General features: G+C 61.6%; 21 protein-coding genes. 11 read left to right on the forward strand and 10 right to left on the reverse strand.

The features are described from left to right. The first annotated feature begins 25 nt into the window (after positions 1-25). Together BLR69_RS05765 and msrA are read left to right on the forward strand one after the other, a co-directional pair. Positions 26-1,726 (forward strand): cytochrome c biogenesis protein DipZ, encoded by a 1,701-nt coding sequence (locus BLR69_RS05765; protein ID WP_071495664.1) that lies wholly within the window; start codon positions 26-28, stop codon positions 1,724-1,726. Positions 1,727-1,741: 15 nt separating this feature from the next. Then, on the forward strand, positions 1,742-2,437 hold the full coding sequence (msrA, locus tag BLR69_RS05770) for a peptide-methionine (S)-S-oxide reductase MsrA (RefSeq protein ID WP_071495663.1): 696 nt from the start codon (positions 1,742-1,744) through the stop codon (positions 2,435-2,437). A 116-nt stretch (positions 2,438-2,553) separates the two neighbouring features. Here msrA and BLR69_RS05775 read toward each other — a convergent pair whose 3' ends face one another. After that, positions 2,554-3,504, reverse strand: coding sequence for an alpha-E domain-containing protein (locus BLR69_RS05775; RefSeq protein ID WP_071495662.1), 951 nt, complete (start codon positions 3,502-3,504; stop codon positions 2,554-2,556). Between the two features lie 2 nt (positions 3,505-3,506). Continuing rightward, complete coding sequence (locus BLR69_RS05780) at positions 3,507-4,916, reverse strand: circularly permuted type 2 ATP-grasp protein (protein WP_071495661.1); 1,410 nt, start codon at positions 4,914-4,916, stop codon at positions 3,507-3,509. A 473-nt stretch (positions 4,917-5,389) separates the two neighbouring features. Between BLR69_RS05780 and BLR69_RS05785 the strand changes: the two genes are divergently transcribed. Continuing rightward, positions 5,390-5,935 carry a hypothetical protein gene (locus BLR69_RS05785; protein ID WP_058425920.1) on the forward strand — a complete coding sequence of 182 codons (546 nt, stop codon included), beginning with the start codon at positions 5,390-5,392 and terminating at the stop codon, positions 5,933-5,935. Positions 5,936-5,992: 57 nt separating this feature from the next. Next, positions 5,993-6,130: a hypothetical protein gene (locus BLR69_RS30895; protein ID WP_166794300.1), complete on the forward strand. Its 138-nt coding sequence runs from the start codon at positions 5,993-5,995 to the stop codon at positions 6,128-6,130. 18 nt (positions 6,131-6,148) lie between these two features. On the opposite strand, the gene BLR69_RS05790 is transcribed toward BLR69_RS30895, so the two are convergent. Together BLR69_RS05790 and BLR69_RS05795 are read right to left on the reverse strand one after the other, a co-directional pair. Then, a complete protein-coding gene (locus BLR69_RS05790; protein ID WP_232000957.1) occupies positions 6,149-11,164 on the reverse strand; it encodes a glycosyltransferase in 5,016 nt (1,671 codons plus the stop codon). Positions 11,165-11,320: 156 nt separating this feature from the next. After that, complete coding sequence (locus BLR69_RS05795; RefSeq protein WP_071495660.1) at positions 11,321-12,247, reverse strand: LysR family transcriptional regulator; 927 nt, start codon at positions 12,245-12,247, stop codon at positions 11,321-11,323. A 114-nt stretch (positions 12,248-12,361) separates the two neighbouring features. Between BLR69_RS05795 and BLR69_RS05800 the strand changes: the two genes are divergently transcribed. The 5 genes from BLR69_RS05800 (at position 12,362) to BLR69_RS05820 (ending at position 18,051) form a co-directional block, all read left to right on the forward strand. Then, entirely contained in the window at positions 12,362-13,345 is a 984-nt protein-coding gene (locus BLR69_RS05800) for an aldo/keto reductase (protein WP_071495659.1), read from the forward strand. Positions 13,346-13,763: 418 nt separating this feature from the next. Then, positions 13,764-15,758 (forward strand): aminotransferase class I/II-fold pyridoxal phosphate-dependent enzyme, encoded by a 1,995-nt coding sequence (locus BLR69_RS31305; protein ID WP_071495658.1) that lies wholly within the window; start codon positions 13,764-13,766, stop codon positions 15,756-15,758. 40 nt (positions 15,759-15,798) lie between these two features. After that, on the forward strand, positions 15,799-16,638 hold the full coding sequence (locus BLR69_RS05810) for a transporter substrate-binding domain-containing protein (RefSeq protein WP_083365848.1): 840 nt from the start codon (positions 15,799-15,801) through the stop codon (positions 16,636-16,638). A gap of 2 nt (positions 16,639-16,640) precedes the next feature. Then, a complete protein-coding gene (locus tag BLR69_RS05815) occupies positions 16,641-17,345 on the forward strand; it encodes an ABC transporter permease (RefSeq protein WP_071495656.1) in 705 nt (234 codons plus the stop codon). A 7-nt stretch (positions 17,346-17,352) separates the two neighbouring features. After that, positions 17,353-18,051 (forward strand): ABC transporter permease, encoded by a 699-nt coding sequence (locus BLR69_RS05820; RefSeq protein ID WP_071495655.1) that lies wholly within the window; start codon positions 17,353-17,355, stop codon positions 18,049-18,051. A gap of 7 nt (positions 18,052-18,058) precedes the next feature. Here the strand turns inward: BLR69_RS05820 and BLR69_RS05825 are convergent, their stop codons facing one another. Then, the gene (locus BLR69_RS05825) at positions 18,059-18,694 is read right to left on the reverse strand and encodes a TetR/AcrR family transcriptional regulator (protein ID WP_071495654.1); all 636 of its coding nucleotides are present in this window, start codon (positions 18,692-18,694) and stop codon (positions 18,059-18,061) included. 91 nt (positions 18,695-18,785) lie between these two features. Between BLR69_RS05825 and BLR69_RS05830 the strand changes: the two genes are divergently transcribed. Beyond that, entirely contained in the window at positions 18,786-19,784 is a 999-nt protein-coding gene (locus tag BLR69_RS05830; protein WP_071495653.1) for a M14 family metallopeptidase, read from the forward strand. Positions 19,785-19,916: 132 nt separating this feature from the next. On the opposite strand, the gene BLR69_RS05835 is transcribed toward BLR69_RS05830, so the two are convergent. Together BLR69_RS05835 and BLR69_RS05840 are read right to left on the reverse strand one after the other, a co-directional pair. Beyond that, entirely contained in the window at positions 19,917-20,705 is a 789-nt protein-coding gene (locus BLR69_RS05835; RefSeq protein WP_071495652.1) for an aldolase, read from the reverse strand. A gap of 3 nt (positions 20,706-20,708) precedes the next feature. Next, positions 20,709-21,413 carry a haloacid dehalogenase type II gene (locus BLR69_RS05840; RefSeq protein WP_071495651.1) on the reverse strand — a complete coding sequence of 235 codons (705 nt, stop codon included), beginning with the start codon at positions 21,411-21,413 and terminating at the stop codon, positions 20,709-20,711. 114 nt (positions 21,414-21,527) lie between these two features. Between BLR69_RS05840 and BLR69_RS05845 the strand changes: the two genes are divergently transcribed. Further along, positions 21,528-22,373, forward strand: a complete 846-nt coding sequence (locus tag BLR69_RS05845; protein ID WP_071495650.1) for a LysR family transcriptional regulator — start codon at positions 21,528-21,530, stop codon at positions 22,371-22,373. Here BLR69_RS05845 and BLR69_RS05850 read toward each other — a convergent pair. Genes BLR69_RS05850 through BLR69_RS05860 form a run of 3 tightly spaced genes read right to left on the reverse strand, consistent with a single transcriptional unit; the run spans position 22,359 to position 25,306 of the window. After that, positions 22,359-23,588, reverse strand: coding sequence for an EAL domain-containing response regulator (locus BLR69_RS05850; RefSeq protein ID WP_071495649.1), 1,230 nt, complete (start codon positions 23,586-23,588; stop codon positions 22,359-22,361). The genes BLR69_RS05845 and BLR69_RS05850 overlap by 15 nt on opposite strands. Before the next feature lie 9 nt (positions 23,589-23,597). Next, on the reverse strand, positions 23,598-23,981 hold the full coding sequence (locus tag BLR69_RS05855) for a response regulator (protein ID WP_071495648.1): 384 nt from the start codon (positions 23,979-23,981) through the stop codon (positions 23,598-23,600). Next, entirely contained in the window at positions 23,966-25,306 is a 1,341-nt protein-coding gene (locus BLR69_RS05860; RefSeq protein WP_071495647.1) for a sensor histidine kinase, read from the reverse strand. The genes BLR69_RS05855 and BLR69_RS05860 overlap by 16 nt, the downstream gene beginning before the upstream one ends. Positions 25,307-25,311: the final 5 nt, after the last annotated feature.

Here is a 25,311-nt window from a genome sequence, read left to right on the forward strand (position 1 = left end):
TCTATTTCTTATAAGGGTCCATCCCATGTGGCTTCTGGTTCTCGCGTACCTGGGCGGCGTGCTGACAATCGTCAGTCCGTGCATCCTGCCTGTTCTGCCTTTTGTCTTCGCTCGCACCGGGCAGCCGTTTTTGCGCAGTGGCTTGCCGCTGTTAGCGGGGATGGCGGTGACATTCGCCCTGGTGGCCTCGCTGGCGGCGGTGGGCGGCGGCTGGGTGGTGCAAGTCAATCAATACGGGCGCTGGCTCGCGTTGCTGTGCGTTGCCCTGTTCGGACTCACATTGTTGTTGCCGCAACTCTCGGAGCGCCTGACGCGCCCACTGGTAGCCGCCGGCAGTCGTTTGTCGGAAGCCGCCGGGGCCGATGCCAGGCCGCGTCCGGGCGCGTCGTTCCTGATCGGCGTGGCCACCGGGCTGCTGTGGGCGCCGTGCGCCGGGCCGATCCTGGGGCTGGTGCTCACCGGTGCCGCGCTGCAGGGCGCCAGCATCGGCACTACCTTGCTCTTGCTGGCTTACGCCGCCGGTGCTGCCACCTCCCTCGCGCTGGCGTTGCTGGTCGGCGGTAAAGTCTTTGGTTTCATGAAAAAGTCCCTCGGTGCCGGCGAATGGCTGCGCCGTGGTCTGGGCGCGCTGATGCTGGCCGGTGTGGCCGCTATTGCGCTGGGCCTCGACACAGGTGTGCTGTCGCGGCTGTCGACCGCGTCCACCGGTGGCCTGGAACAAAGCCTGGTGGATCGCCTCAGCGCCAAGCCGGCGCAGCCCGGCGGTGCGATGATGATGGCCGCCAATCACAGCGACACCTTGCCGATCGAAGGCGCGCTGCCATCCCTCGATGGCGCCGTGCAATGGCTCAACAGCCCGCCACTGACCGCCGAAGCACTCAAGGGCAAGGTGGTGCTGGTGGATTTCTGGACCTACTCCTGCATCAACTGCCTGCGCACCTTGCCGTATGTAAAGGCCTGGGCCGAGAAATACCGCGACCAGGGCCTGGTGGTGATCGGCGTGCATGCGCCGGAATTCGCCTTTGAGCGCGACGTGAACAACGTCACCCAGGCCATGAAGGACCTGGGCATCAGTTACCCGGTGGCCATCGACAACAACTACAAGATCTGGCGCGCGTTCAACAACCAGTACTGGCCGGCGCATTATTTTGCCGACGCCAAGGGCCAGATTCGCTACCACCACTTTGGCGAAGGTGACTACGCCGAGTCGGAGCGGGTGATCCAGCAGTTGTTGCGTGAAGCCGGCGCGAAGAACGTCGCGGGCGGTTTGATCGAGGCCGATGCCAAGGGCGTGCAACAAGTGCCTGACATGAACGAGGTGCAATCGCCGGAAACCTACTTGGGTTCGCAGCGCGCCGAAAACTTCGTCAAGTCCGGCCCCCTGGCACTCAATAATTGGACCCTGCAAGGCCAATGGAACGTTGGCGGCCAGCAAGCCACCCTTGACCAGTCCGGTGGGCGCATCGTCTACCGCTTCCACGCCCGCGACCTGCACCTGGTGCTCGGCCCGGGCGCCGACGGCAAGCCGGTGCGTTTCAAGGTCACCCTCGACGGCCAGGCCCCGGGCGATGCCCATGGCACCGATGTCGCACCGGATGGCAGCGGCACCGTCACCGAACAGCGTTTGTACCAGCTGGTGCGTCAGCCGGGCGCCGTACAGGACCGCACCTTCACCATTGAATTCCTTGACCCCAACGTGTCGGCGTATGCCTTCACCTTTGGTTAACCCGGAGTGCCTGCCATGAATGTATTCAAATACCTGCCCGTGTTGGCCTTCGCCGCGTTCGTCGGCCAAAGCCAGGCCTTTTCCTTCGGCGCGGCCGACGACGCGGTGGTGATCGCGCCACCCGCCCTGGACCTGCCAGCCGAAGCCGGCAACCTGCAAACCGCTGTGTTCGCCGGGGGCTGTTTCTGGGGCGTACAAGGGGTGTTCCAACATGTGCAAGGCGTGAAAAACGCCGTGTCCGGCTACGATGGCGGCGCGGCAAGCACGGCGCAGTATGAGTCCGTGAGCGACGGCAACACCGGCCACGCCGAGTCGGTATCGGTCACCTACGACCCGAGCAAGATCAGCTACGGCAAATTGCTGCAAATCTACTTCTCGGTGGCCCACAACCCCACCGAACTCAACCGCCAGGGCCCTGACACCGGCACCCAGTACCGTTCGGCGATCTTTGCGCAGAACGCCGAACAGCAAAAAGTCGCCCAGGCCTACATTGCCCAGCTGGATGCGGCCAAGTCCTTCGACACACCCATCGTCACTAAAATCGAGATGGGCAAGGTGTTCTACCCGGCAGAGTCCTACCATCAGGACTTCCTCACCGAGAACCCGTCCTACCCCTACATCGTGATCAATGATCTGCCGAAGGTGGCGCAGCTCAAGAAGCTTTTCCCCGACCAATACCGCGCCGAGCCGGTGCTGGTAAAACACCAGTAACCGGAATGTGGGAGGGGGCTTGCCCCCGATAGCGGTGAATCAGTCCACGAATTGGCTGACTGACCCACTCCTATCGGGGGCAAGCCCCCTCCCACATTGTTTAATCCCAGTGGACTTTAGATGACCTCCAGGTACGAGCTGTGAATCGCCCGCGCCAGCTCGCGCACGGTGTCGATAAATTCCGTGAGACGGCTATGCAGGCCGTCTTCAAGGATCTCATCGATGCCGGTGTACCGCAGTCGCGCCTCGAACTCCGCCGCCAGGCGCTGCGCCGTGCGTCCATAACTGCCGGGCAAGTCCGCGAGGATATGGCTCAATTCCTCGATGCACGCATGCAGCGAGCGCGGCACATCGCTGCGCAACAGCAGTAATTCGGACACGGAACGGGCATTCAGCGCGTTCGGGTACAGCTCGGTATACGCCTCGAACGACGACAACGCGCGGAGCAGGGCGCTCCACTGGTAATAACCGCGTGCCGACAAATCACTGACTTCTTCCGATTCCTCGCCGAACATCTCGTAGCGCGCATCCAGCAAACGCAGGGTGTTGTCGGCGCGCTCGACAAAGGTGCCCAGGCGAATGAACCGATAGGCGTCATTGCGCATGATCGTCCCCGAGGTGGCACCACGAAACAGGTGCGAACGCTGCTTGACCCAATCACAGAAGTGGCTGATGCCATGCCGCGCCAGGCCGCCGGCGGCGATACTGCGCATTTCCAGCCAGGTGGCGTTGAGGTTTTCCCACATGTCGGCGGTGATGCGTCCGCGTACGGCGTGGGCATTGCCACGGGCGGCGCGCAGGCAGTTGTAGATACTGGCGGGGTTTTCTTCGTCGAGGGCGAAGAAGTGCAGCATGCGCTCGGCGTCCAGCTGCTTATGCCGCTCAAGGTAGCTGTCCAGGGTGCCGCTGCTGAGCAGCGACATGGCCAGTTCGTCCAGGCCATCGCTGCGCCCGGCCTGGGGCATCAGCGACAGCGAATAACTGACTTCGAGCATGCGCGCCAGGTTTTCGGCACGCTCCAGGTAGCGGGACATCCAGTACAGATCTGCGGCGGTTCTACTCAACATACTCAGCCCTCCACCACCCAGGTGTCCTTGGTTCCGCCGCCTTGCGACGAGTTGACGATCAACGAGCCTTCCTTCAGTGCCACACGGGTGAGGCCACCGGGCACCAGGCGGGTTTCCTTGCCCGACAGTACAAAGGGCCGCAGGTCGATATGCCGTGGGGCGATGCCGTTTTCGACGAAGGTGGGGCAGGTGGACAGGCTCAAAGTCGGTTGGGCGATGTAGGCGTGGGGACGGGCCTTGATGCGTTGGCGGAAGTCCTCGATCTCGGCGGCGGTTGAGGCCGGGCCGACCAGCATGCCGTAGCCGCCGGAGCCCTGGGTTTCCTTGACCACCAGTTCCGGCAGGTGGGCCAGGACGTGGGACAGTTCATCGGGCTTGCGGCACTGGAAGGTCGGTACGTTTTGTAGCACCGGTTCTTCGTCCAGGTAGAAACGGATCATTTCCGGCACATAGGGGTAGATCGACTTGTCGTCCGCCACGCCGGTGCCGATGGCATTGGCCAGCACTACGTTGCCGGCGCAATAGGCGGCAACCAGGCCGGGCACACCGAGCATGGACTCGGGGTTGAAGGCCTTGGGGTCGAGGAAGGCGTCGTCGATACGCCGGTAAATCACGTCCACCGGCTTGGGGCCGTCGGTGGTGCGCATGAACACCTTGAGGTCGTGCACGAACAGGTCGGCGCCTTCCACCAGTTCCACACCCATTTCCCGGGCCAGGAACGCATGTTCGAAAAACGCGCTGTTGAAACGGCCTGGGGTCAGCACCACGACGTTGGGGTTGTCCAGGCGGCTGGAACTCTTGAGGGTCTTGAGCAGCAGGTTGGGGTAGTGGTCCACCGGCGCGATGCGTTGCTTGGCAAACACCTCGGGGAACAGGCGCATCATCATCTTGCGGTCTTCGAGCATGTAGCTCACGCCGCTGGGGGTGCGCAGGTTGTCTTCGAGCACGTAGTAGGTGCCGTCGCCGTCACGCACCAGGTCGACACCCGAGATATGCGAGTAGATGTCGCGGTGCAGGTCCAGGCCGACCATGGCCTTCTGATAGCCCTCGTTACCCAGCACCTGGTCCGCGGGAATGATCCCGGCCTTGATGATCCGCTGGTCGTGGTAGATGTCGGAGAGGAACATGTTCAGCGCATTGACGCGCTGGATGCAGCCGCGCTCGATCACGCTCCATTCACTGGCAGGGATACTGCGCGGGATGATGTCGAAGGGGATCAGGCGCTCGGTGTCTTGTTCGTCGCCGTAGAGGGTGAAGGTGATCCCGGCGCGGTGAAACAGCAAATCGGCTTCGCGGCGACGCTGGGCCAGCAGTTCCGGCGGCGTATTCGCCAGCCAGCGGGAAAAGTCCTGATAGTGCGCACGGCAGGCGCCGTTTGCGTCATTCATTTCATCGAAGAAAGATCGAGCCATTCCAGTACCTTGTCAGTGCCGAGGGACGCTTGGGTGGCACTGCCGTTTCAAAAAACGCATTTTTATGAGCCCGTGGCTGAGGGTGCCACTGGGCCTGGTCCTTACTTTCTTATGGGATCGGCTCTGGGTCGGGGGGTAACGAATGCTCCTGTTTGCAGGTAGATAAATGGATAAAGCAATGCGTGTGCCGAAACCGCGAATCTTGTGGCGAGGCGCTTGTTGTGGTGAGCGGGCTTGCCCCGCGTTGGAGTGCGCAGCGCTCCCGCTCTTTCTGGGGCCGCTGCGCAGCCCAACGCGGGGCAAGCCCGCTCGCCACAGAAGCCTGTTCACCACAGAAGGTCATCACCACAACAAGCCCGCTCACCACAAGAGGGCAGTGCCCGGCAGGCGCTCCAACTTGGTGCATGAACAAACTTGAACTTCACTCGCCGCCGACTCTCCTAACAGGACTCGAACCTGCAGGGAGCACCGTCGTGCCCAGAATCATCTCGCCCCATACGCCGGAAGCGGCCCTGACCGACCATAGCGAACACAACGCCAAGATCTTCGGCTCGCCCAAGGATCGCTTGGACTTCTACCGGCGCGAGATCCAGTACGAAACCACCATCCTGGCCAACCGCACTGACGCCTACCTCACCGCGCAATCATTCCTGGTGATCGCCTTCGTCTCGGGCATGGGCAACCTCAATCCCGAATGGGGCAAGTTGTTCACCCTGGTAGTGCCGGTGTTCCTGGTGATGCTCGGCGTGCTCAGTTCGTTGAACGCCTGGCCTGGCATCCGTGCCGCCTACGAGATCATCGACCATTGGCACTACAAACAGAGCGAGCTGCTGCGCAGCGAGCCGGTGATGGGCCTGGCCTACGATGAGTCACCTTTGTTTTCCGAGATGGAGTCGTCCCACAAGGGCTATCGCAAGTCGCTGCTATTCTCAATGCGTGCGCCCTGGCTGTTCATGGTGTTCTGGCTGTTGCTGGGGGCTTACGCGTTCTATATCCAGGTGGATAACCCGGGCTCCTAGCCGACGCCCCAAAACCGATGCCGGTATCGAGACCCAAGGTGGTTAGAGGAGACGATCATGCCAAAAGACCTCGAAGATGATGAGCTCAACGACCCGGGCAATGAAGACCCGGGGTCGTTGATGGATGATGCACAAGTGCCGCTCAGGGATCTGGATGAAGTTGCGGACGCAGGTCCTACACAAGATAAGGACTAGTCGCCGACGCTGCAGGGATCAGGAATCGATCCAGGAGTGCTCGGCACCAATCTTGACGTTGAATCTGTGCTGAAGCGGGAAATAATGTTCCTTAAGCCTGACCAGTCGTTTATCCAGTGTTTCAGGTGGGGTGATACCACTGCGTATGTAGGACTGACGAACATCTCGTTCAATCTGGACTTTCGGACCATAGGGTTCGAGTGTTGATCCGACTACCTTGTTCTCCCTCGTGATGCCATCAAAACCCAGGTCGTACATGTCTGGTCGTTTCAGCTTGAGGTTGTCATTGAACAGCGTCGGGCCGACCGTTTCAAAAATCTTGCGTTCGTAGGCATTGAACTCAGGCGTGTATTGAACCCTGCCGTTGGCGCCCCTGGTCACCGTCGGGCGGTTGGCCATGAAGTAGGCCTTGTTGTCAGCGAAGCGCTTTTTCATCTCGGCGATCATGTCGGAAATGACTGGGTTGTTTGTCTGTGAGCCGAAATTGCTGGTGTTATAGAACGGCTTGTAGTCGGTCAGACTATGCGCCACCGGTCGGTTGAGCAGTACATCACTCGGGCCGGCATTCACTGCATCTGCCCCGACTTTTGCCTGGATGACATCATCCGTATCGAGATAGAACCCGCCATATTTGTTTACGATGGGATAGCGTGCAACGTCTGAGGCAGCGGCCAGGTTTTTTCCTTGCCCCTGTCGGAAGTAATCGTACATTTCGCCGCTTTTCAGCTGTTGAAATACGTCATCCTCACTGAGGTTACGCACTTCCAGTCCTGGGGCTTTGCTTTCCAGTTTTTGCTTTATCTGTTGGAAAATGGCGGGGCTGTCTGCATCCACATGCAGGATGGATTTGTACCCGGGCGCCTGCACGGCATTGCTGGCCATGGTTTCCACCAGCTTGGATGGAATATCCTGACCCGCCCAAAAGTAATGAAGGTTCTTGGGGATAGGCTTTACATCGTCGGGAATTTTCAACGCCGACGACGGCGCCACATCGACAAATGCATAACGATGGGCATCCGGCTTTTTAGCTTTTGAAAACTGGTCGAACGACCCTCGTTGCCATTTGCCTTTGCTGGTTCGCCAATAGTACTGGTGATTGAGTGAATCGACCCCGGTAGAAAGATTGCTTTCCTTCCAGGCGCCTGCCGAACTGTCGAATATGACGTTGTGATCCACGCCCTTGTAGTTGAGCGTGAAGGGGGATGTCGAGCTATTCACGACTTTGATGCCATCCATGGGGACGACATACGTACTGTCCCCTAGTTTCCAGCGCAACGGGGACTCGCCTGCGCCACCCAGCAGGCGCGCGGAGCGGGAAGTGGGCTCCCATCCCGAAGCCCCCAGGTCCCGGACGGGAATATCGGGCCCCGTCCCCTTGGGGTGTCGGATGACGCGCTGACCTTTGTGCAGCCGGGATTCATACAGCACCCCGTCGATTTTCACATATTCCTTCTGGCTGCGACCCACATAGACATTGGCTTGCAAGCCCTTGGTCGAGAGTTGGTCCGTGGCGATGTACTTGGCTTGATAATCCAGAAGCTGCGTATCCAGGGGCCGCATTTCACCGCCCGCCGCTACTCGATTCGGGGTGAAGTCTTTCAGGGGGCCACCCAGCGTTTTTTTCTTGACGGCGTCGTACCGGTGCCAGTTGCCCTGAAACATGACAGCCGTGCCGTCTACCGTCTCTTGCCCCACCTTGAACCTTCCGCGGGCCGCCAGGCCATGCTCCTGGCTGGCACTGATCACCTCGTCAGGGCTGCCAACCGTTTGCAAACTGTCGGAGACTGTGGCCCTCGGGGCGTCAGCGGCGAAATTATCCAGCGGTTTGCCGTAGGCTTGCCGAGTACGCGGATCATAGGCGTACCACTTACCGGCAGCCTCATCGAACTTGGCCAAGGCTTTGCTTTCAGCCGCGCCATTGATTGCCTTGTAGGTACCTTCAGCGATATCCGGCTTTTTGGCCAATTCAAGCAGATTGACGCTGCGGTGTGTCCTTAAATGCCGGATGCCCTTGTACCCCTCGCCAAGGATATGTGCGGTACCTTTCACTACGCCACGCGCCAGGTCATCCAGCCCACCCAGTGGATTGAGTGCGCCCACGGCTGCGCGTCCGACGATCTTGAGACCATGCCCCAACCTGGCGAGTGAAGCCGCACCGGTCGCCGCGGCTTTCGCGCCTTTGAGTGAGGTACCGAAACCGACAAGGAATCCGAATACATCCCACACCAGATCACCCACGCCCTGGGCAGTGTTGCCGTTCTGAAAATTGACGATGGCCGACCTGAACGGAATGAGGTTGAGGGCGAATTCCTTGACTTTTTCATGGAGTGGCACTTCAGTGTCAAAGGTCGTTTGACCCTTGGCCGCCTTTTTCAGCCCGGGCAAATCCATATCCTGGAGGATGGCGTCTGCAAGGTAGGCGGTTCTCGCGCTGGCAAAGCTATCGGGAATACCCTTGACGCCTTTTGCCTCGTCCGTTATCCCGGCGGGGTATTGACCTTCAGGCGTGATCACCTTGAACGCGTTGAAGGGCCGGGAACCTTTGTAATAGGGCTCCTCTGTCTTGAAGTCGCCCAGGTCGGGGCGTTGGGTGATTTTCCCTTGCAGCCGGTCCAGTTGATAGTTGTAGATCTGGCCATCGCGTTCGATCTTGATCTGTACGTGGCCTTCAGTTGCTTTGTTGCGTTCACTGACGCTTGAGCCGCCCCATTCGTAATGGACTTCCTTGGCGATGGTGACTTTCCCGTACTCGAAATTCTGACGGTCCGCCAATGGCAGTTTCGACACCATGTATTTTATATGCGCAGCTGTTGCGGTCTTGACCGCATCGGAATAAGCCGTGAATGCACCTTCGAATGCGTCGGATAGACGTGGCAGTTGTTTGAGCTTTTGCAGGGCGTCATTGATGTCGAATGCAGCCGATGAAGAGACCCAGGCTCCCGGCCGGTTGTCATCGGGTAAATCGACCCCCCCGTCAGTGGCCGCTCGAATAAGGTTTCGGCCCGACTCCCCCCAATTATCAGCAGAGCTCGGTGCTCCCAGGACACCTCGACCATCGATGTACAAATCCAGTATCGAGTAGGGCCCCGGAAAGAATCTGTTCGACGGTTTGACGCTGATGCATTTTTCTTCGAAGTGCTTTGGGTCCAGGTGCGGCATGGCCTTTTTCAGTTGCTCCAGCGCCATGCCCTTGGCGGTCGGCATCTGTGCGACGGACGCGTGCGAGGCGTTCTTGAGTTCGCTGATCTGCGCTGCAAATGCCTCGCGCACTTGCGTCATTGAGGCACTGGTAACCGGATATGGCATGCCGTTGGCAGTGGCCCACTCCTTGAGTGCTACGGTCTGAGCAACAAACTCAGTACGTTGCTCTTCGTCGGAGATGGGCCCGATGCTGGCCTGGAGCATGATTTGGGCATAACTCATCGTTGCGCTCGCCCCTGGGGCGAGGGCTTCGATACGAGCCACTGCGGTAGTGAAACTCACCCAACTGTGGGTACCCAGGAGAATATCTTGTGGAATGTCCTTGACCAGAAACTCCGGGGCGCGGCTGGACAGCATCAACGTCGCTTGAATCGCCGCCTGTTCAGGCGACGATTCCTTGGCCAGTTCGGCCGTCAATTCCGCCAAAACCGTTGCAGCGGTCTTACCCGAGTTTTGCGCGGAAAGCAGCGTGTAGCCTGCGATACGGCTTTGCGTCATCCCCGAGGCGGTGTCCGCAGGCGCGGACAGGTCCAGGGTCAGGGCTGCGAGCAACCAATCGTTGATACTGCCTTTGACCGAGCGGGCCTCGAATCGGGCCTGAATGGCCCGCCCCAATGCCTGCCCCCTGGGCGACTCGATCAAGCGGTCGATCAGACGCCTTGGGTCAGCGGTTTGCGCAGGCAGTATTTGTGCGCCATCCAACACGTACTCCAGGACGCTGCGGGAAGGACGCAGGTCAATATCTCCAACCCTGCCGCTCAGGATATCGGCTCTCAATTGCTGTTCACTCGCGGCATCCAATGGTGCAGGCCATGCGCGCGCACCACCGTAGTTTCCGTGAGCCGGCGCCTTGGGTGGCGGGGTCAGCAACGCGTTGGCCAGATTGTCCAGTTGATCGAGGGTAGTGGGGATTATCCAGCCATGGTCCTTGATAAATTGCCTTAGGCTCACTCTTTTGTAGCTGTCGGCGCTCGCCGGTTTGTAGGTGCCTGCAGGGTCGACATCCACTATGCGGGTGTCCAGTTCACGGGCTATTTCCGACTCATCCCGTGTTCCCTCTCTGACAAAACCGACCAGGTGCTTCAAATCGTGCGCCACCTGGTGGCGGTTGCGAATATCGGCCAGCTGCGCCTGCTGCTCTTCCAGCCGTTCCTCGCTGCGGCTGCTGTGCAGGTCTGAAAAGCGCTCCGGTTTCAGTTCAGTGAAGGTTTTGTCCTGCAGCAGTTCGGCCACGCGTTGCTTGATTGCATCGGGGGACAAGAGCACGGGTTCTTTATAAAAACCTTGCACCAGGCTCATGGGAGCCCTATTGGCAGTGGCTGACAATGGCGGGGAAAACATTGTGTCGCTGCTGCCAGAGGCGATGACGCGGCCTGCAGACAGGATCGGTCCGCTGACAGCGGCCCAGCCTGGGTCGTCGAGCCCCAGGGTATGCACCACCAGCCCAGGTGCTGTTTTAAGCGTGAAAGAAATCTGGCCTGACGCGGGATTGATCCTTATCGAGTCCGGCTTTATGTCCCGGTCTTGTATCCACTGCTGGACGTCGGGAGAACGGAAAGCCTGCTCCAACTGGTTCCACCATTGTCCGAACGTCGAGCTGGCAGGGATCGGATGGAGCGTGAGGTGGGATGCTTGTCCCGGGTGTTCAAGGGTCTTGGCCAGTTCGCTGCGATAAAGCGCTGCCAATTCGCTATCGCCTTCCGTTCGGGTGTCGGGATTGTAATCGTCTGTTCCGGCCGGCTCTTGCGCCTCGCGTCGCAGCCTTGCAGGGCGCGCCTGAAGGGTATCGGTGGGCAATTTGGCGAAGGCATTCATGTTGTTTGAACTGATCATTCCATAGGTGCTCATGCTGTGATTGACAGGCGCATCGCCAAGGCATTGGCTGCCTTTGGATGCAATGTCTGTGTCACAGGTGGCCCTGAGGATTCCAATCGCGAGCGGTTTATTCGTTGCTGTTTCTGTCCAGCGCCTGGCCGCCCGGAGGCTGGCTTAATGCGGCTCGATCAACTGCGAGCCAATGGTTTTCATCCGGATCATGTCCATCAACTGCCGCAACCCCGGTTGCGACTGACGCCGGCTGGGGTAGTACATGCACAACGGCTCGCCCATGCAGGCCCAGTCGGGCATGACCTCCACCAGGCGGCCGTCCTTGAGTTCCTGCTCCACGCGATTGGACAGGCAGTAGGCGATGCCCACCCCTTGCAGCGCCGCATTGACGATGGTCTCGGTATCAGCCGCGCTGAAGTGGCCTGGCACGTCGATGCGTTGCTGGCGGCTGCCGTTGCCCAGTTCCCACTTGTAGGTGGTCTTGTCGCCCAGGTACATGCGGATGCAGGTGTGTTGCAGTAGATCCTTGGGCACCTGCGGCGTGCCCTGGCGGGCCAGGTAGGCGGGCGAGGCGACCATGATCCAGCGCAGCTCACCGGTCAATGGCACGGCGACCATGTCCTGGGGCACGGTGGCGCCGTAGCGGATACCCGCGTCGTAGCCCTCGGCGATGATGTCGATCATCTGGTCCTGCACGATCAGGTCCAGGCGCAGTTGCGGGTAGGCGGCGCAGAACTCTCCGAGAATCGGCGCCAGCAATAAGACCGCCGCATCCCGTGGCACATTCAAGCGTAGCCGGCCGATTGGCGTTTCACGGTACAACTCCAGGGTATCGAGACCGTCCTTGATGGTGGCAAAGCCCTGGGTGAGTTTTTCCGCCAGGAGCGAACCCGCATCGGTGGGTTCCACGGCGCGACTGGTGCGGTACAGCAGCTTCACCCCCAGGCGGGTTTCCAGGTTGCGCATGGTGTGGCTCAAGGCCGAGGTGGTCACGCCCAATTCATGGGCGGCATGGCGAAAGCTGCGGCGGCGGATGATGGCCATGAACACGTTGAGATCCGCCAATTCGGACCGGTTGAAAGCAGCCATTTTCAAGCCTCTTATGCGGGAGTTCGGCTGTATGCGGCGTTGAGCCCGATTCAACCGTGGATGACTTAGAGTAATTGTTTTTCCAAGCATTATTGCAAGCCACGGGATATTTTCATGCGCGTTGAGACCATCAGAATTGCCGGCATCGAACAAGCGGTCTCGCGGATCGCCCTCGGCACCTGGTCCATGGGCGGGCATCTATGGGGCGGTGCGGACCCCGAACAAGCCTCACGCACTTTGCGGCACGCGTTGGCGGTGGGCATCAACCTGATCGATACCGCACCAGTGTACGGCTTTGGCCTGTCCGAAGAGCTGATCGGCAAGGCCTTGCGCGGCGTGCGCCACAGCGCCGTGATCGCGACCAAGGCGGGGCTGCAATGGGACACCGGCGGCATCCGGCGCAACGCCACGGCCCAGCGCATTCGCAAAGAGGTCGAAGATTCCTTGATACGCCTGGGAACCGACTACATCGACTTGTACCAGGTGCACTGGCCCGATCCGCTGGTGGCCCAGGAAGAAACCGCCGATGAACTGGAGCGCCTGCGCCGTGAGGGCAAGATCCTGGCGGTCGGCGTGAGCAATTATTCCTCCGCGCAAATGGACGATTTCAGCCAGTACACCGCCCTGGCCACCGTGCAGCCGCCGTACAACTTGTTCGAGCGCGCCATCGACAGCGACATCCTGCCCTACGCCAAGCAGCATTCCCTGGTGGTCCTGGCCTACGGCCCGCTGTGCCGAGGTTTGCTCAGCGGCAGCATGCACTCGGACACGCGCTTTGCCGGCGACGATGTGCGCACGCTCGACCCCAAGTTCAAGGCGCCGCGCTTTGAACACTACCTGGCCGCCGTGGCCGCGCTGAGTAGCTATGCCCGCGAGTGCCACGGCAAGTCAGTGCTGGCCCTGGCCCTGCGCTGGGTGCTTGACCAAGGCCCGACCATTGCGCTGTGGGGCGCCCGCCGGCCGGAGCAGTTGAAGGGTTATGAAGAAGCCTTTGGCTGGCACCTGACGCTCGAAGACCTGTCGCATATCGACCGTATCCTGGCCAGCACGATAAAGGACCCCATCGGCGCGGAATTTTTGGCGCCCCCCAAGCGTTAACCCTTCGACAGGGATGTCGAGGGTTTTGCATGAGGCTCGGTACCTGATCTGTCAGCCCCGTAGAACAGGCGATAAGTACCCTGTGGCGAGCAGGCTTGTCCTGCGTTGGGCTGCAAAGCAGCCCTGAAACCCGCGGCCGAAGCGTGCCTGACTCAGCGCATTGCTCTTTCCAGGGTCGCTTCGCAACCCCCACGCAGGACAAGCCCGCTCGCCACAGTTGCAGTGCTCGCCCTCGAATACCTTGAAAGGGCTGGTTGTAAATGAGCAGAAATCACCATAACGACCTCTTTGGACGATAAACGACACCGAGCCAAACAAGCCCATTGAACGACTGTTCAGTTTGCACTATGTTGACCGCATCCCCCCGTTTGCAACCGAACGGGTTAGCGCTTTTTCTTCTTGAATGAGAGGCTCTGGCATGCGGTTTTCTCCCTTCGTCGATCGAATTGCAGGGCAGGGCGTCGCCGCCTGGGACATCCACCACGCCGCGTTCCACGCCGCCAGCCAGGGCGAAGACATCATCATTCTCAGCGTCGGCGACCCGGATTTCGCCACGCCGTCCTTTATCACCGACGCTGCCGTCAGTGCCTTGCGCGACGGCGACACCCACTACACCGAAATCCCTGGCCGCCCGGCACTGCGCGAAGCGATTGCAGCACGCTACAGCCAGACGCTGGCACGCCCGCTCAATGCCGCAAACGTCATCACCGTCGCCGGTGCGCAGAACGCCTTGTTCGTGACGTCGCTGTGCCTGTTGCAGGCCGGTGACGAGGTGCTGGTGCTCGACCCGATGTACGTCACCTACGAAGCCACGCTCAAGGCCAGCGGCGCCACACTGGTGCGCGTGCCGTGTTCCCCTGAGTCGGGCTTTCGTGTCGACGGCGCGTTGCTCGCCGCCGCGATCACCCCGCGCACACGGGCGATTTTCTTCTCCAACCCGAACAACCCCACCGGCGTGGTGCTCAACCCGCAGGAGCTGCAGGCCATCGCCGAACTGGCCATCGCCCACGACCTGTGGGTCGTGGTGGATGAGGTCTACGAAAGCCTGGTGTTCGACGGCAAGTACCACAGCCTCGCTGCACTGCCGGGCATGGCCGAGCGCTGCGTGGTGATTGGCAGCCTCTCCAAGTCCCATGCCATGACCGGCTGGCGCATCGGTTGGCTCATCGCCACGCCCGCGCTGATCACCCATGCCGAAACTCTGGTGCTCAGCATGCTGTACGGCTTGCCGGGCTTTGTGATGGAAGCCGCCACCGCCGCCGTGCTGGCCCATGATGAAGTGACCCAGGGCATGCGCGAGATTTATCGGCGCCGCCGCGACCTGGTGGTGGCTGGGCTGAGCGCCTGCCCTGGGATCCAGGTGCGGGCGCCGCAAGCGGGGATGTTCGTGCTGGTGGACGTGCGCGGCACCGGCCTGGGCTCCCTGGATTTTGCCTGGCGCCTGTTTCGCGAGGCTGGGGTGTCGGTGCTGGATGCGGCGGCCTTCGGCGAGCCCGCGCAAGGTTTCGTGCGGCTCTCGTTCACCCTCGGCGAAGAACGCCTGGCGCAGGCCTGCCAACGTATCGCGCAGTTTGTCGCCAAGCTGGCCGGTGAGCCACGTATCGCCGCCGCGCCCAGGGTTGAAGTGGCGCAACCTGTCGCAGCCAGGAAGATGATCGAGGTCATTGACCTGCATAAGCGCTTCGGCAATATCGAAGTGCTCAAGGGCATTTCCCTCACGGCCCACGAAGGCGAAGTCATCTCGCTGATCGGTGCCAGCGGCTCGGGCAAAAGCACCTTGCTGCGCTGCATCAACATGCTCGAAGTGCCGGACCAGGGCAGCATTCATGTAGACGGCGAAAGCATCAAGCTCAACTACGACCGCCCCGGCGCACCCCTGGTGGCGGATGCCCGGCAGTTGGTACGGATCCGCTCGACCCTGGGCATGGTGTTCCAGAACTTCAACCTGTGGCCGCACCGTACGGTGCTGGAAAACCTCATCGAAGCCCCCACCCAGGTATTGCGCGAAAGCCGCGCCGAGGCCATCGAACGCGCAGAAAGCCTGCTCGACCGCGTCGGCCTGGCCGCCAAGCGCAACGAATACCCGGCCTTCCTTTCCGGTGGCCAGCAACAGCGCGTGGCGATTGCCCGGGCGCTGGCCATGCGCCCTAAAGTCATGCTGTTCGACGAACCCACTTCGGCGCTCGACCCAGAGCTGGTGGGCGAAGTGCTGCGGGTGATCCGCTCCCTGGCCGAAGAGGGCCGCACCATGATCCTGATCACCCATGAAATGGCATTCGCCCGGGATGTGTCGTCGAAAGTGGCGTTCCTGCACCAAGGCAGGATCGAAGAAACCGGTTCGCCGGACGCGGTGTTTATCGACCCACGCAGTGAACGTTGCCGACAGTTCGTCAACGCGCACCAAACTCGCTAACTCCAGAAAAAGACGGGGCAACATCATGCAATTCAAACGTATGGCAACGTGGTTGAGCAGTGCAGTGTTGATGCTGGCCGCAGGTTTCACCTGGGCGGCTGACAAGCCCATCGTGTTTGCGGTGGCGGCCGAACCCTACCCGCCGTTTACCGTGAAGGGCGGTAACGGCCAGTGGTCCGGGTTCGAGGTGGACCTGATCCACAAGCTCTGTGAAGGCATGAAAGCTGAGTGCCAGATCAAGGAAGTGGCGTGGGACGGCATCATTCCCTCACTGCTGGCGAAGAAGATCGACGTGATTTTCTCGTCGATGTCGGTGACCGACGAGCGCGAAAAACAGATCGCCTTCAGCCGCGCCTACTACGATTCCCTGCTGGGCGTCGCGGGGCCAAAAGGCAGCGAAGTGGAGATATCCCCGGCGGGCTTCAAGGGCAAGTTGATCGGCGTGCAGATCTCCACGGTCAGCGCCAATTACCTGAAGAAGTATTACGAAAACATCGCCGACCTCAAGTACTACGACACCCAGGAATCGGCCAACGCGGACCTGATCGCCGGGCGTATCGACTACATGATGGCCGACGACACCGCCATCGCCATGATGGTCAAGACCCCGGAAGCCAGCGGCCTGGCGCACATCGCCAGCGTGCCCTACGACCCGATCATCGGCCGTGGCGTCGGCGCCGGCCTGCGCAAGGAAGACACCGCGCTCAAGGCCCGGCTGGACAAGGCCATCGGCGAGTTGCTGGTGAGCAAGGACTACGACGACCTGTCACAGCACTATTTCGGCCTGTCGGTCAGCCCGTGCAAGCGCACCGAGACCCCGGCGTTTGTGAGCAAGACCTGTGACAGCCCGTACCAGCAAATCGCCCAGAAGACCGAATAACCATGTTCGACCTTCTCGGCTTCGGCGAACAAGGGTGGGGCCAGGCGTTGCTCAAGGGGTTATGGATGACCCTGCAGATCTCCGCCGGGTCGTTTGCGGTGGGCTTGCTGATCGGCCTGGTGGTGGCCTGCGCCAAGCTCAGCGCGCCGCGTCCCATCGCGCTGCTGATGCGCGGCTACACCACGGTGTTTCGCGCGGTGCCGGAACTGCTGCTGATTCTGCTGCTGTACTACGCCGGCTCCATGGGCCTCAACGCGCTGATGCTGTGGCTGGGCTTCGCCCAGGTGAATATCAGCGGCCCGCTGGTGGCGATCCTGGTGCTGGGGCTGGTGCAGGGCGCCTATGCCTCGGAGATTTTTCGCGCGGCGATCCTGGCGATCCCCCACGGGCAGATCGAAGCGGCGCGGGCTTTTGGCCTGAGCGGGCTGGGGCTGTTCCGGCGGGTGACGCTGCCGATCATGGCGCCGTTCGCCCTGGCCGGCATGTCCAACCTGTGGATCAACCTGATCAAGGACAGCGCCTTGATCAGCGTGGTCGGCACCAACGAGCTGCTCTACACCGCCAAGCAGGCGGCGGGGTCGACCCGCCAATACCTGCTGTTCTACCTCACGGCCGCCGCCTTGTATTACCTGGTGACGCTGGCTTCCAACTACCTGTCCGGGCGCCTGGAGCGACGTATCCGTCGCTGGATGCCGGTTGTCGAGTGAGGCGCACATGCCTGAATGGATAAGCTACTACGCCGGGCTCATCGCCAAGGGGTTGCAGACCACCTTGTCGCTGCTGGTGATTTCGGCAGTACTCGGTTTTGCCCTGGCGGTGCTGGTGGCGCTGGCACGGTTGTCGCGGCGCAAGTGGCTGGCGCGCAGTGCGCTGGCCTACACCAGCGTGCTGCGCGGTACGCCGTTGCTGATCCAGATCTACATTTTCTACTACGGCCTGGGCAGCCTGTTCGCCCAGTTCCCGATGATCCGTGGCAGCTTCCTGTGGCCGTATCTGCGCGATGGCTACTGGTACATCGTGTTTGCCCTGGTGTTGTCGGTAGGCGCCTATGTCGGCGAGGTGATTCGCGGTGGCCTGCTGGCGGTGCCCAAAGGCGAGATGGAAGCCGCCTCGGCGTTCGGCATGACCCCACGCCAAGCCTTGTTGCGCGTGCGTTTGCCACGGGCGATGCGTCTGTTGCTGCCGACCCTGGCCGGGGAGACGGTAATGCTGCTCAAATCCACCGCGCTGGCGTCGACCATTGCCGTGGTCGACCTGCTCGGCGCGGCCAACGTGGTGCGCGCGCAGACCTTGCAGATCTACCAGCCGCTGCTGCTGGTGGCAGGCGTCTACCTGTGCCTGACCTTCCTGATTGAGGGCATCTATGCCATTGCCGAACGGCGCGGCACGCCGCTGCGCAGGTCGGCCGGATAAACCGGTGTCACAGGATGTAATCGGCGCTGAATGCGCCGTGACGCAAGCCTTGTACCCAGCAGCGGCAGATGTGCAACCCGTTGGCAGGGCTGAAGGTGCCGGGGTTGAGGCAGCCTTCGAGCCAGAGTCCGTCGAGCATCGCCGATAGGCCAATGGCGGCCAGGTGGCTGTCGTGGATCAGCAGGTTTTCACTGCGGGCCAGGTCGTCCAGCAGGCCTTGGATCAACCCCAGGTAGGCGTGGTAACTGTTTTCGTGGGACTGGTTAACGTGGGGCGAGTGGCGGATCAGGCTCCAGAACACTACCCACACGCCGAGCAGGTCGGGGTCCATGACCCGTGGCGAGAACGAGGCACTGAGAAACGCGTCCAGCCGTGCGGCGGCGCCGTCAGCCAGCTCGACCTGTTCCCACAGGGCGCTGGTCAGCTCGTTGGCCAGCTTGTGGTAGGTCTCGGCGATCAGCGCGTCGATGCTGCCGAAATGGTGGTTGAGCAAGCCCACCGATACACCGGCTTCGGAGGCGATGCGGCGCACGGAAATCCCGGCGTGCCCGTCGCGGGCCAGGCAGGTAAGGGCGGCGGCGATCAGCAGGTCGCGGCGCTCGTCGGGGTCGGCACGGCGCAGTTTGGGAGGGTCGACGGTCATGGGCAGGCCTTTGATGGAAACACCACAGCGTTCAGGTTAGTTGAACGTGTGTTCAATCTCTAGCGGTTAATGGATGAGAGGAGGGCAAGGCATGGCAAACGACCTTTCGTGGCAGGTCATCGGCGACGCCGGCAACCCGCTGCACATTGGCGCCTGGCGCTTCGAAGGCGACGGCAGCGGGCCAAGGGTGCACCTGCAGGCGGGTGTGCACGCGGATGAAATCGCCGGCATGCTGGTCCTGCATCAGCTGTTGCCACGTTTGCAGGCGTGCCAGGACCAAGGCCGCCTCAAGGGCAGCGTCACCGTGGTGCCCCAGGCCAACCCGTTCGGCATCGGCCAGTTCCGCCAGGGCCGTTTGCTGGGGCGCTTTCACGAAGCCACCGGGCAGAACTTCAACCGCGCTTTCGATCATTCCCTGGCCATGGCGCAGCCGGCGAGCAACCTGGCGCAGTGGCAAAAAAGCCTGGTGCAACTGGCCGCCCAGGCCGACCTGGTGCTGGACCTGCACACCGATGACGAAGCGCTGCCGTACCTCTACATCCACCGCCGTTTCTGGCCTGACCAGGGGCTGGCGTTGGCGGCGGCCTTGCGCGTGGAGCTGGTGATCGTCTGGGACGAGGGCGGCGATGGTTCCTTCGAAGAGACCATCATCAACCATGCATCGCCGCAACTGGCCGCGACCATTGAGCTGCGCGGCCAGGCGGACGTCAGCGATGCGCTGGCGCAACAGGATGCCGACGGCCTATGGGCGTGGTTATGCATCAATGGCGTGATCGACGAGGTGGCCGCCATCGCCGAGTGGCCGGGCGACGTGGTCGACATGGGCTGCATGGAAACCATCCTCGCGCCTTGCGCCGGTGTGCTGGTATTCGAGAAAGCCCTGGGGGATTACGTGGAGGAAGGCCAGCGTTTCGCACGCATCATCGGCCGCCCCGGTGACCCGTGTTCCGAAGTGATCCTGCACGCCGCCCAGGCCGGCCGTATGGTCACCGGCCACCGCGAACGCCTGGTGGCCCAGGGTTCGGTGGTCGCCAAGTTCACCGGTACGCGCTTATCCGACAGCTACAGCGGCGGCGTGCTGGACCCGTAGCGGCGTCTGCAACTGCGTCGCTCGACATGTGGGAGGGGGCTTGCCCCCGATTGCGATGGATCAGCTGCAGATACATTGACTGGCCTGGTGCTATCGGGGGCAAGCCCCCTCCCACATTTTTAGCGCAGTGTGTCATTGGTCGAAGTGTGAACCTAACCGCTTCAACCGCCGCATCGCACTGTCCAGATGCGCCCGCGCACTCGCCGGGTCGCCCTCACGCATCTGCTCATACGCCAATTGTGCCACCGCCGGGTCAATCGGCTTGAGTGGCCGCCCGCTGGCCATGGCTTTCAACTGCACCTGCGCCGCCCGCTCCAGGTAGTACAGATCATCCCAGGCTTCGGCGATGTTCGGTGCGACCACCATCACCCCGTGATTCTTCAGGAACAGAATGTCGGCATCGCCCAACGCTGCGGCGATACGCTGCCCCTCACGGACATCCAGGGCCAGGCCGTTGTAATCCTCATCCACCGCCGTGCGCCCGTAAAACTTCAGTGCCGTCTGCCCCAGCCACAACAGAGGCGGGCCTTGCAGCAGGCACAGCGCCGTCGCGTTGGGCATATGGGTATGGAACGCCGCCTTGATGCGTGGCTGCTGCTGATGCAATGGGGCGTGGATGAAGAACGCCGTGGCTTCGGGTGTACCGTTGCCGTCGATCACGTTGCCGTGCAAATCACACACTAACAGCTGGGAGGCGGTGATTTCCTCGAAGGCGTAGCCGAACGGATTGACGAAAAACACATCGTCATGCCCCGGCACCATTGCTGAAAAGTGATTGCAGATGCCTTCTTCCATGCCATGCAACGCCGCCAGTTGCAGGCAGGCGGCCAGCTCTACGCGGGCTTCGATGGCGGCAAGGCTATCAAGATTGAAGCGCCCCGCGCGCGGGCCTAGGGACGAAGGGGTAAAGGTATGCGCCATGGCTCACCATCCTAAGGACTTGAACAGTTGAGGCACGCCGTCAAGGCTCGGCAAAATGGCGTCGGGTGTGTAATCAGCCAGTAATTGGCGACCCGTGCCACGGTCGATCCACACGCAACGGAACCCGATATCCCGCGCAGCGGCGTGGTCCAGGTGCGGGCTGGCACAGATATGCACCACCTGGTCGAGGCTTACGCCCAGTTGCTGGTGGGCATAGTCGAACAGTCGACGGTCGGGCTTGTAGGCTCCAGCCTGTTGCGCAGTGATCACGCGGTCGATAGTGCCGCCCAGCTGTGCCACGTTGCCGGCGATCACATCGTCGTCGGTGTTGGAGACGATGCACAGCTTGTAGCCCAAGTCCTTTAACTGCTTGAGGGTTGCCACCACCTCTGGAAACGGCGGCATGGCGCTGATGCTGTCGGTGAGGATCGCACCATCGTGCGCGCTGGCTGGCAGGCCCAGTTGTTCCAGAGCGAGCTGCAAGCCCAGGCCGGCGAGGGAGCGGAAACTGCGGTGCGGCGGGGTTTGTTCGAGGGCGTGTTCATGGTGGTCGTAGACGCTGATCAGGGTCTCGCGGTCGACCTGATGCTCACCCTTTTCATCGAGTATCCGCTCGACGGCGGCGCGCAGGCCCTCGTCCCACTGGATCAGCGTGCCGTAGCAATCAAAGGTCAGCCATAGCGGGCGAGGGGAATGTTCGAGTGACATGGGGCACCTTTAGCCAAGAGGGGTGAGCGCTTGAGCATAGGAAACCTGGTGGTCAGTTGGAAATTAAATTAACCTCTGCATCACAGTTGAATTGTCGATAAGCAGGTCGCCACCATGTTTGATCTTGAACTGCTGCACACCCTGGTCTGCGTGGTGGACGAAGGCAGCTTCACCCGCGCCGCCGAGCGTGTGCACCGCACTCAATCCACTGTCAGCCAACAGATTCGCAAGCTCGAAGACAGCGTGGGGCAGGTGCTGTTGGTGCGCGACCGTTCCGGCCAGCAGGTCAGCGCGACCGAACATGGCGAGTTGCTGACCCATTACGCCCGCCGCTTGTTGAACCTGTCCCGCGAAGCGCGCGAAGCCTTGAATACCGAGGCCAGTGTGGTGCCGGTGCGCCTGGGCGTGCCCGAGGATTTCGACGCCACACGCATGGCCTCGATGCTCTCGGGGTTCGTCCGCGCCCGGCCGGAAGCGCGCCTGGAAACGGTCAGTGGCATGAGCACCGACCTGCGCCGGCAATTGGAAAGTGGCGAAATCGACATCGCCCTGGTCAAGCGCGAAGCCGGCAGCGGTGAATGCCATGCCAGTTGGCCGGAGCCGTTGGTGTGGGTGTGCGGCCACGGCCAGGATGTGCAGGCCGAGACCTTGCCCCTGGCGCTGTTCCCCCAAGGCTGCATCTACCGCCAGCGCGCCATCCGCACCCTGGACAAGGCCCGGCGCAGTTGGCGCGTGGCGTTTGGCAGCCACAGTCTCACCGGGATCCAGGCGGCGGTAACATCCGGCCTGGGCGTCAGCATCCTGCCGAACAGCGCGGTCCTGCCCAGCCATTGGATCTGTAGCGAACTGCCGCCGGTGCCGCCCTCGGAACTGGCATTGGTCAGCGGTGCGCAGCGCTTGAGTGCGACCCACCGGGGCTTGATCGAGTGCCTGCGTGCGGAAATCTCACGGACGCTCTAAACGTTCCAGCAACAGGCGCTCCAGGGTGTCCACCGGCAGCGGCCGGCTGAACAGGTAGCCCTGGATCTGATCACAGCCGGCCTCCTTCAAGAACGCCAGTTGCGCCTGGGTTTCCACGCCTTCGGCCACCACCCGCAGGCTGAGGCTGTGGGCCAGTTCGATGATGGTACGGGTGATCGCCGCGTCCTGCGGGTTGCTGGTGACTTCGCGGATAAACGCGATGTCGATCTTCAGCGTGTCGATGGGAAACCGCCGCAAGTACGCCAGGCTCGAATAGCCGGTGCCGAAGTCATCGATAGAAATCTTCACCCCCATGGCGTGCAGGCGCTGCAGGCTGGCGATGGTGTGCTGGGTGTTTTCCATCAGCGAGCCTTCGGTCAGTTCCACCTCCAGCCAATGCGGCTCGACCCCGGTGCGGGCAAGGGTGCGTGCGATATCGGCGATCAGGTCGCCTTCGATCAATTGATGGCCGGAGACATTCACCGACACCTCCACCGCGCCAATCGCGCCACGTTGCCACTCGGCGATCTGTTGGCAGACCTGCTCGATCACCCAACGGCCCACGGGGACGATCAAGCCCAGGCTTTCCAGGATCGGTACAAACACTGCGGGCGATACCGCGCCGTATTCCGGCCGTTCCCAGCGCAGCAGCGCTTCGAGGGCACAGATGCGACCGCTCAGCACCTCGACCTTGGGTTGGTAATGCACGGTGAAGTCATTGCGCGCCACCGCTTGGCGCAAGTCGTTTTCCAGAGACTGGTGGGCCAGGTCATGCACGCTCATGCCGCTTTGCCGTTGCGCCAGCTCACGGGACTGGCTGGCCAGGTCGCCGCGTTCCTTGAGTCGCAGCAGGTTGCGCACCCGCAACCATAGCTCGACACGTTCCACCGGCTTGCTGATGAATTCCTCGGCACCGGTTTCAAGCCCGCTGACACGGGCGCTCGGTTCACTGAGGGCCGACAGCATGATGATTGGAATACCCGCCGTGGCGTCATCGCCCTTCAATTGGCTGGCAACTTCATAGCCGTCCATCCCCGGCATCATGATATCCAGCAGGATCAGGTCCGGCGGCTGCCGGGCCACCAACTGCAAGGCTTCTTCGCCACTGCTCGCACTCAGGGTCTGGTAGCCCTCATGTTGCAGCAAGGTTTCCAGGAGTTTGCGCACCTGGGGTTCATCATCAACGATCAACAACGTTGCGGGTTGGCTGGCCATGGAGAGGACTCATGTGAGAGGGCGGGTGTGCTGTTGCAGCAAGGTGTCGATCACCTGGTACAGCTCTTTGTAACGCAGCGGCTTGATGATGTAGGCGTCGCAACCGGCGAGCCGGGTCTTTTCGCGATCTTCTTTCATCGCCATTGCAGTCAGGGCGATCACCGGGATGTGGGCCGTGAGCGGGTCGCGCTTGAGCAGCGCGGTGGCAGCCAGGCCGTCCATGCCGGGCAACTGGATGTCCATCAGGATCAGCGCCGGTTGCTGTTCGCGGGCCAGGGTCAGGCCGGTCTCCGCATCCGCAGCCCACAGCACGGTGTGACCGGCATTGACCAGTAACAGGCGCGCCAGGCGCATATTGGCTTCATTGTCTTCAACGATCAGGATGTGGGCCATGCAGCCTCCGGGGCGCGGTGCAGCGGCAGCCAGGCGACGAACCGCGCCCCGCAGCCTTCACGGCTGGCCACGGCGACACTGCCGCCATGCAGGTCGGTCAGCCGCTTGACCATCGCCAGCCCCAGGCCGGTGCCTTCGAATTTGCGCGCCAGGCTGCTGTCGATCTGGCTGAACGCCTTGAACAGCTTGTCCATGTCCACCTCGGCAATCCCGATGCCGGTGTCGCTGACACTGAGTTCGAGGAAGGGTTGATCAGCGCCGTCGGGCAAGGCAAAGCGGTACACCGGCCAGTCGCCGGGAATCTGCCCGACCTGTGCGCGGGGCACCTGGCGCACGGTCAACGTCACGGAGCTGCCGTGGGCGCTGAACTTCACGGCGTTGGCCAGCAGGTTGTAGACGATCTGTTTGGTCTTGCGCAGGTCCAGCTGTAGAAGGCCGAGGTCCTCGGGATATTCCAGCTTCAATTGGATACGCTGCAACGCGGCCTTTTCCCGCACGATCAGCAGGCTATTGGCCAACAGCCCCGCCAGTTCTGCGTTTTCCAGTTCCAGCTCCATCATGCCGGCCTCGACCTTGGACAGGTCGAGAATGTCGTTGATCAACGACAACAAGTGCTGGCCGCTGGTGAAAATGTCGCCGATGTATTCGCGCTGAGTCTCGCTCATGTCGCCGACCAGGCCGTCCTTGAGCGCTTCGGAAAAGCCGATCACCGCGTTCAATGGTGTGCGCAGCTCATGGGACATGGTCGCGAGGAATTCGGACTTCATGTGGCTGGCGTGCTCCAGCTCCAGGTTCTTTTCTTCCAGTGCCCGCTCGAAGCCTTTGCGCTCGGCTTCTTCCTGCTTGCGTGCGGTGTTGTCGGTGCCGATCAGCAGGTAGCCGATGATGGTGTCATACCGATTGCGCAGCGCGGTCACCGAGACCATGGCCGACAGGCGACTGCCGTCCTTACGGATGTAGGTCAGTTCGTAGATGTCTTCGATACCCCGCGAGGCCTTGAACACCAGCGCTTCGAAGCCCGGCGTGATCGGCGTGTCCAGCTCCAGGCTGAGGGCGGCGGCGCGGGTGATCAGCTCGATAGGGTCGGAAATATCGGCCGGCGTGATGCGATTGACCACATCGGCGGCGGCATAGCCGAGCATGCGTTCGGCGCCGACATTGAAGATCTGGATCACGCCCTTCTCGTCGGTGGCGATGCTGGAGAAGTACGCGCTGTTGAAGATTGCGTCTTGCAGGGCGCCGGTCTTGAGCAGGGTTTTCTGCCGCTTGAACTCGACGATCTTTTCAGCCCGCGATTGCGGTTGTTCGGGTAACGGTGTGTCCATCGCGT

Origin of the sequence: Pseudomonas azotoformans, assembly GCF_900103345.1 — a bacterium.
Lineage (GTDB): Bacteria > Pseudomonadota > Gammaproteobacteria > Pseudomonadales > Pseudomonadaceae > Aquipseudomonas > Aquipseudomonas azotoformans.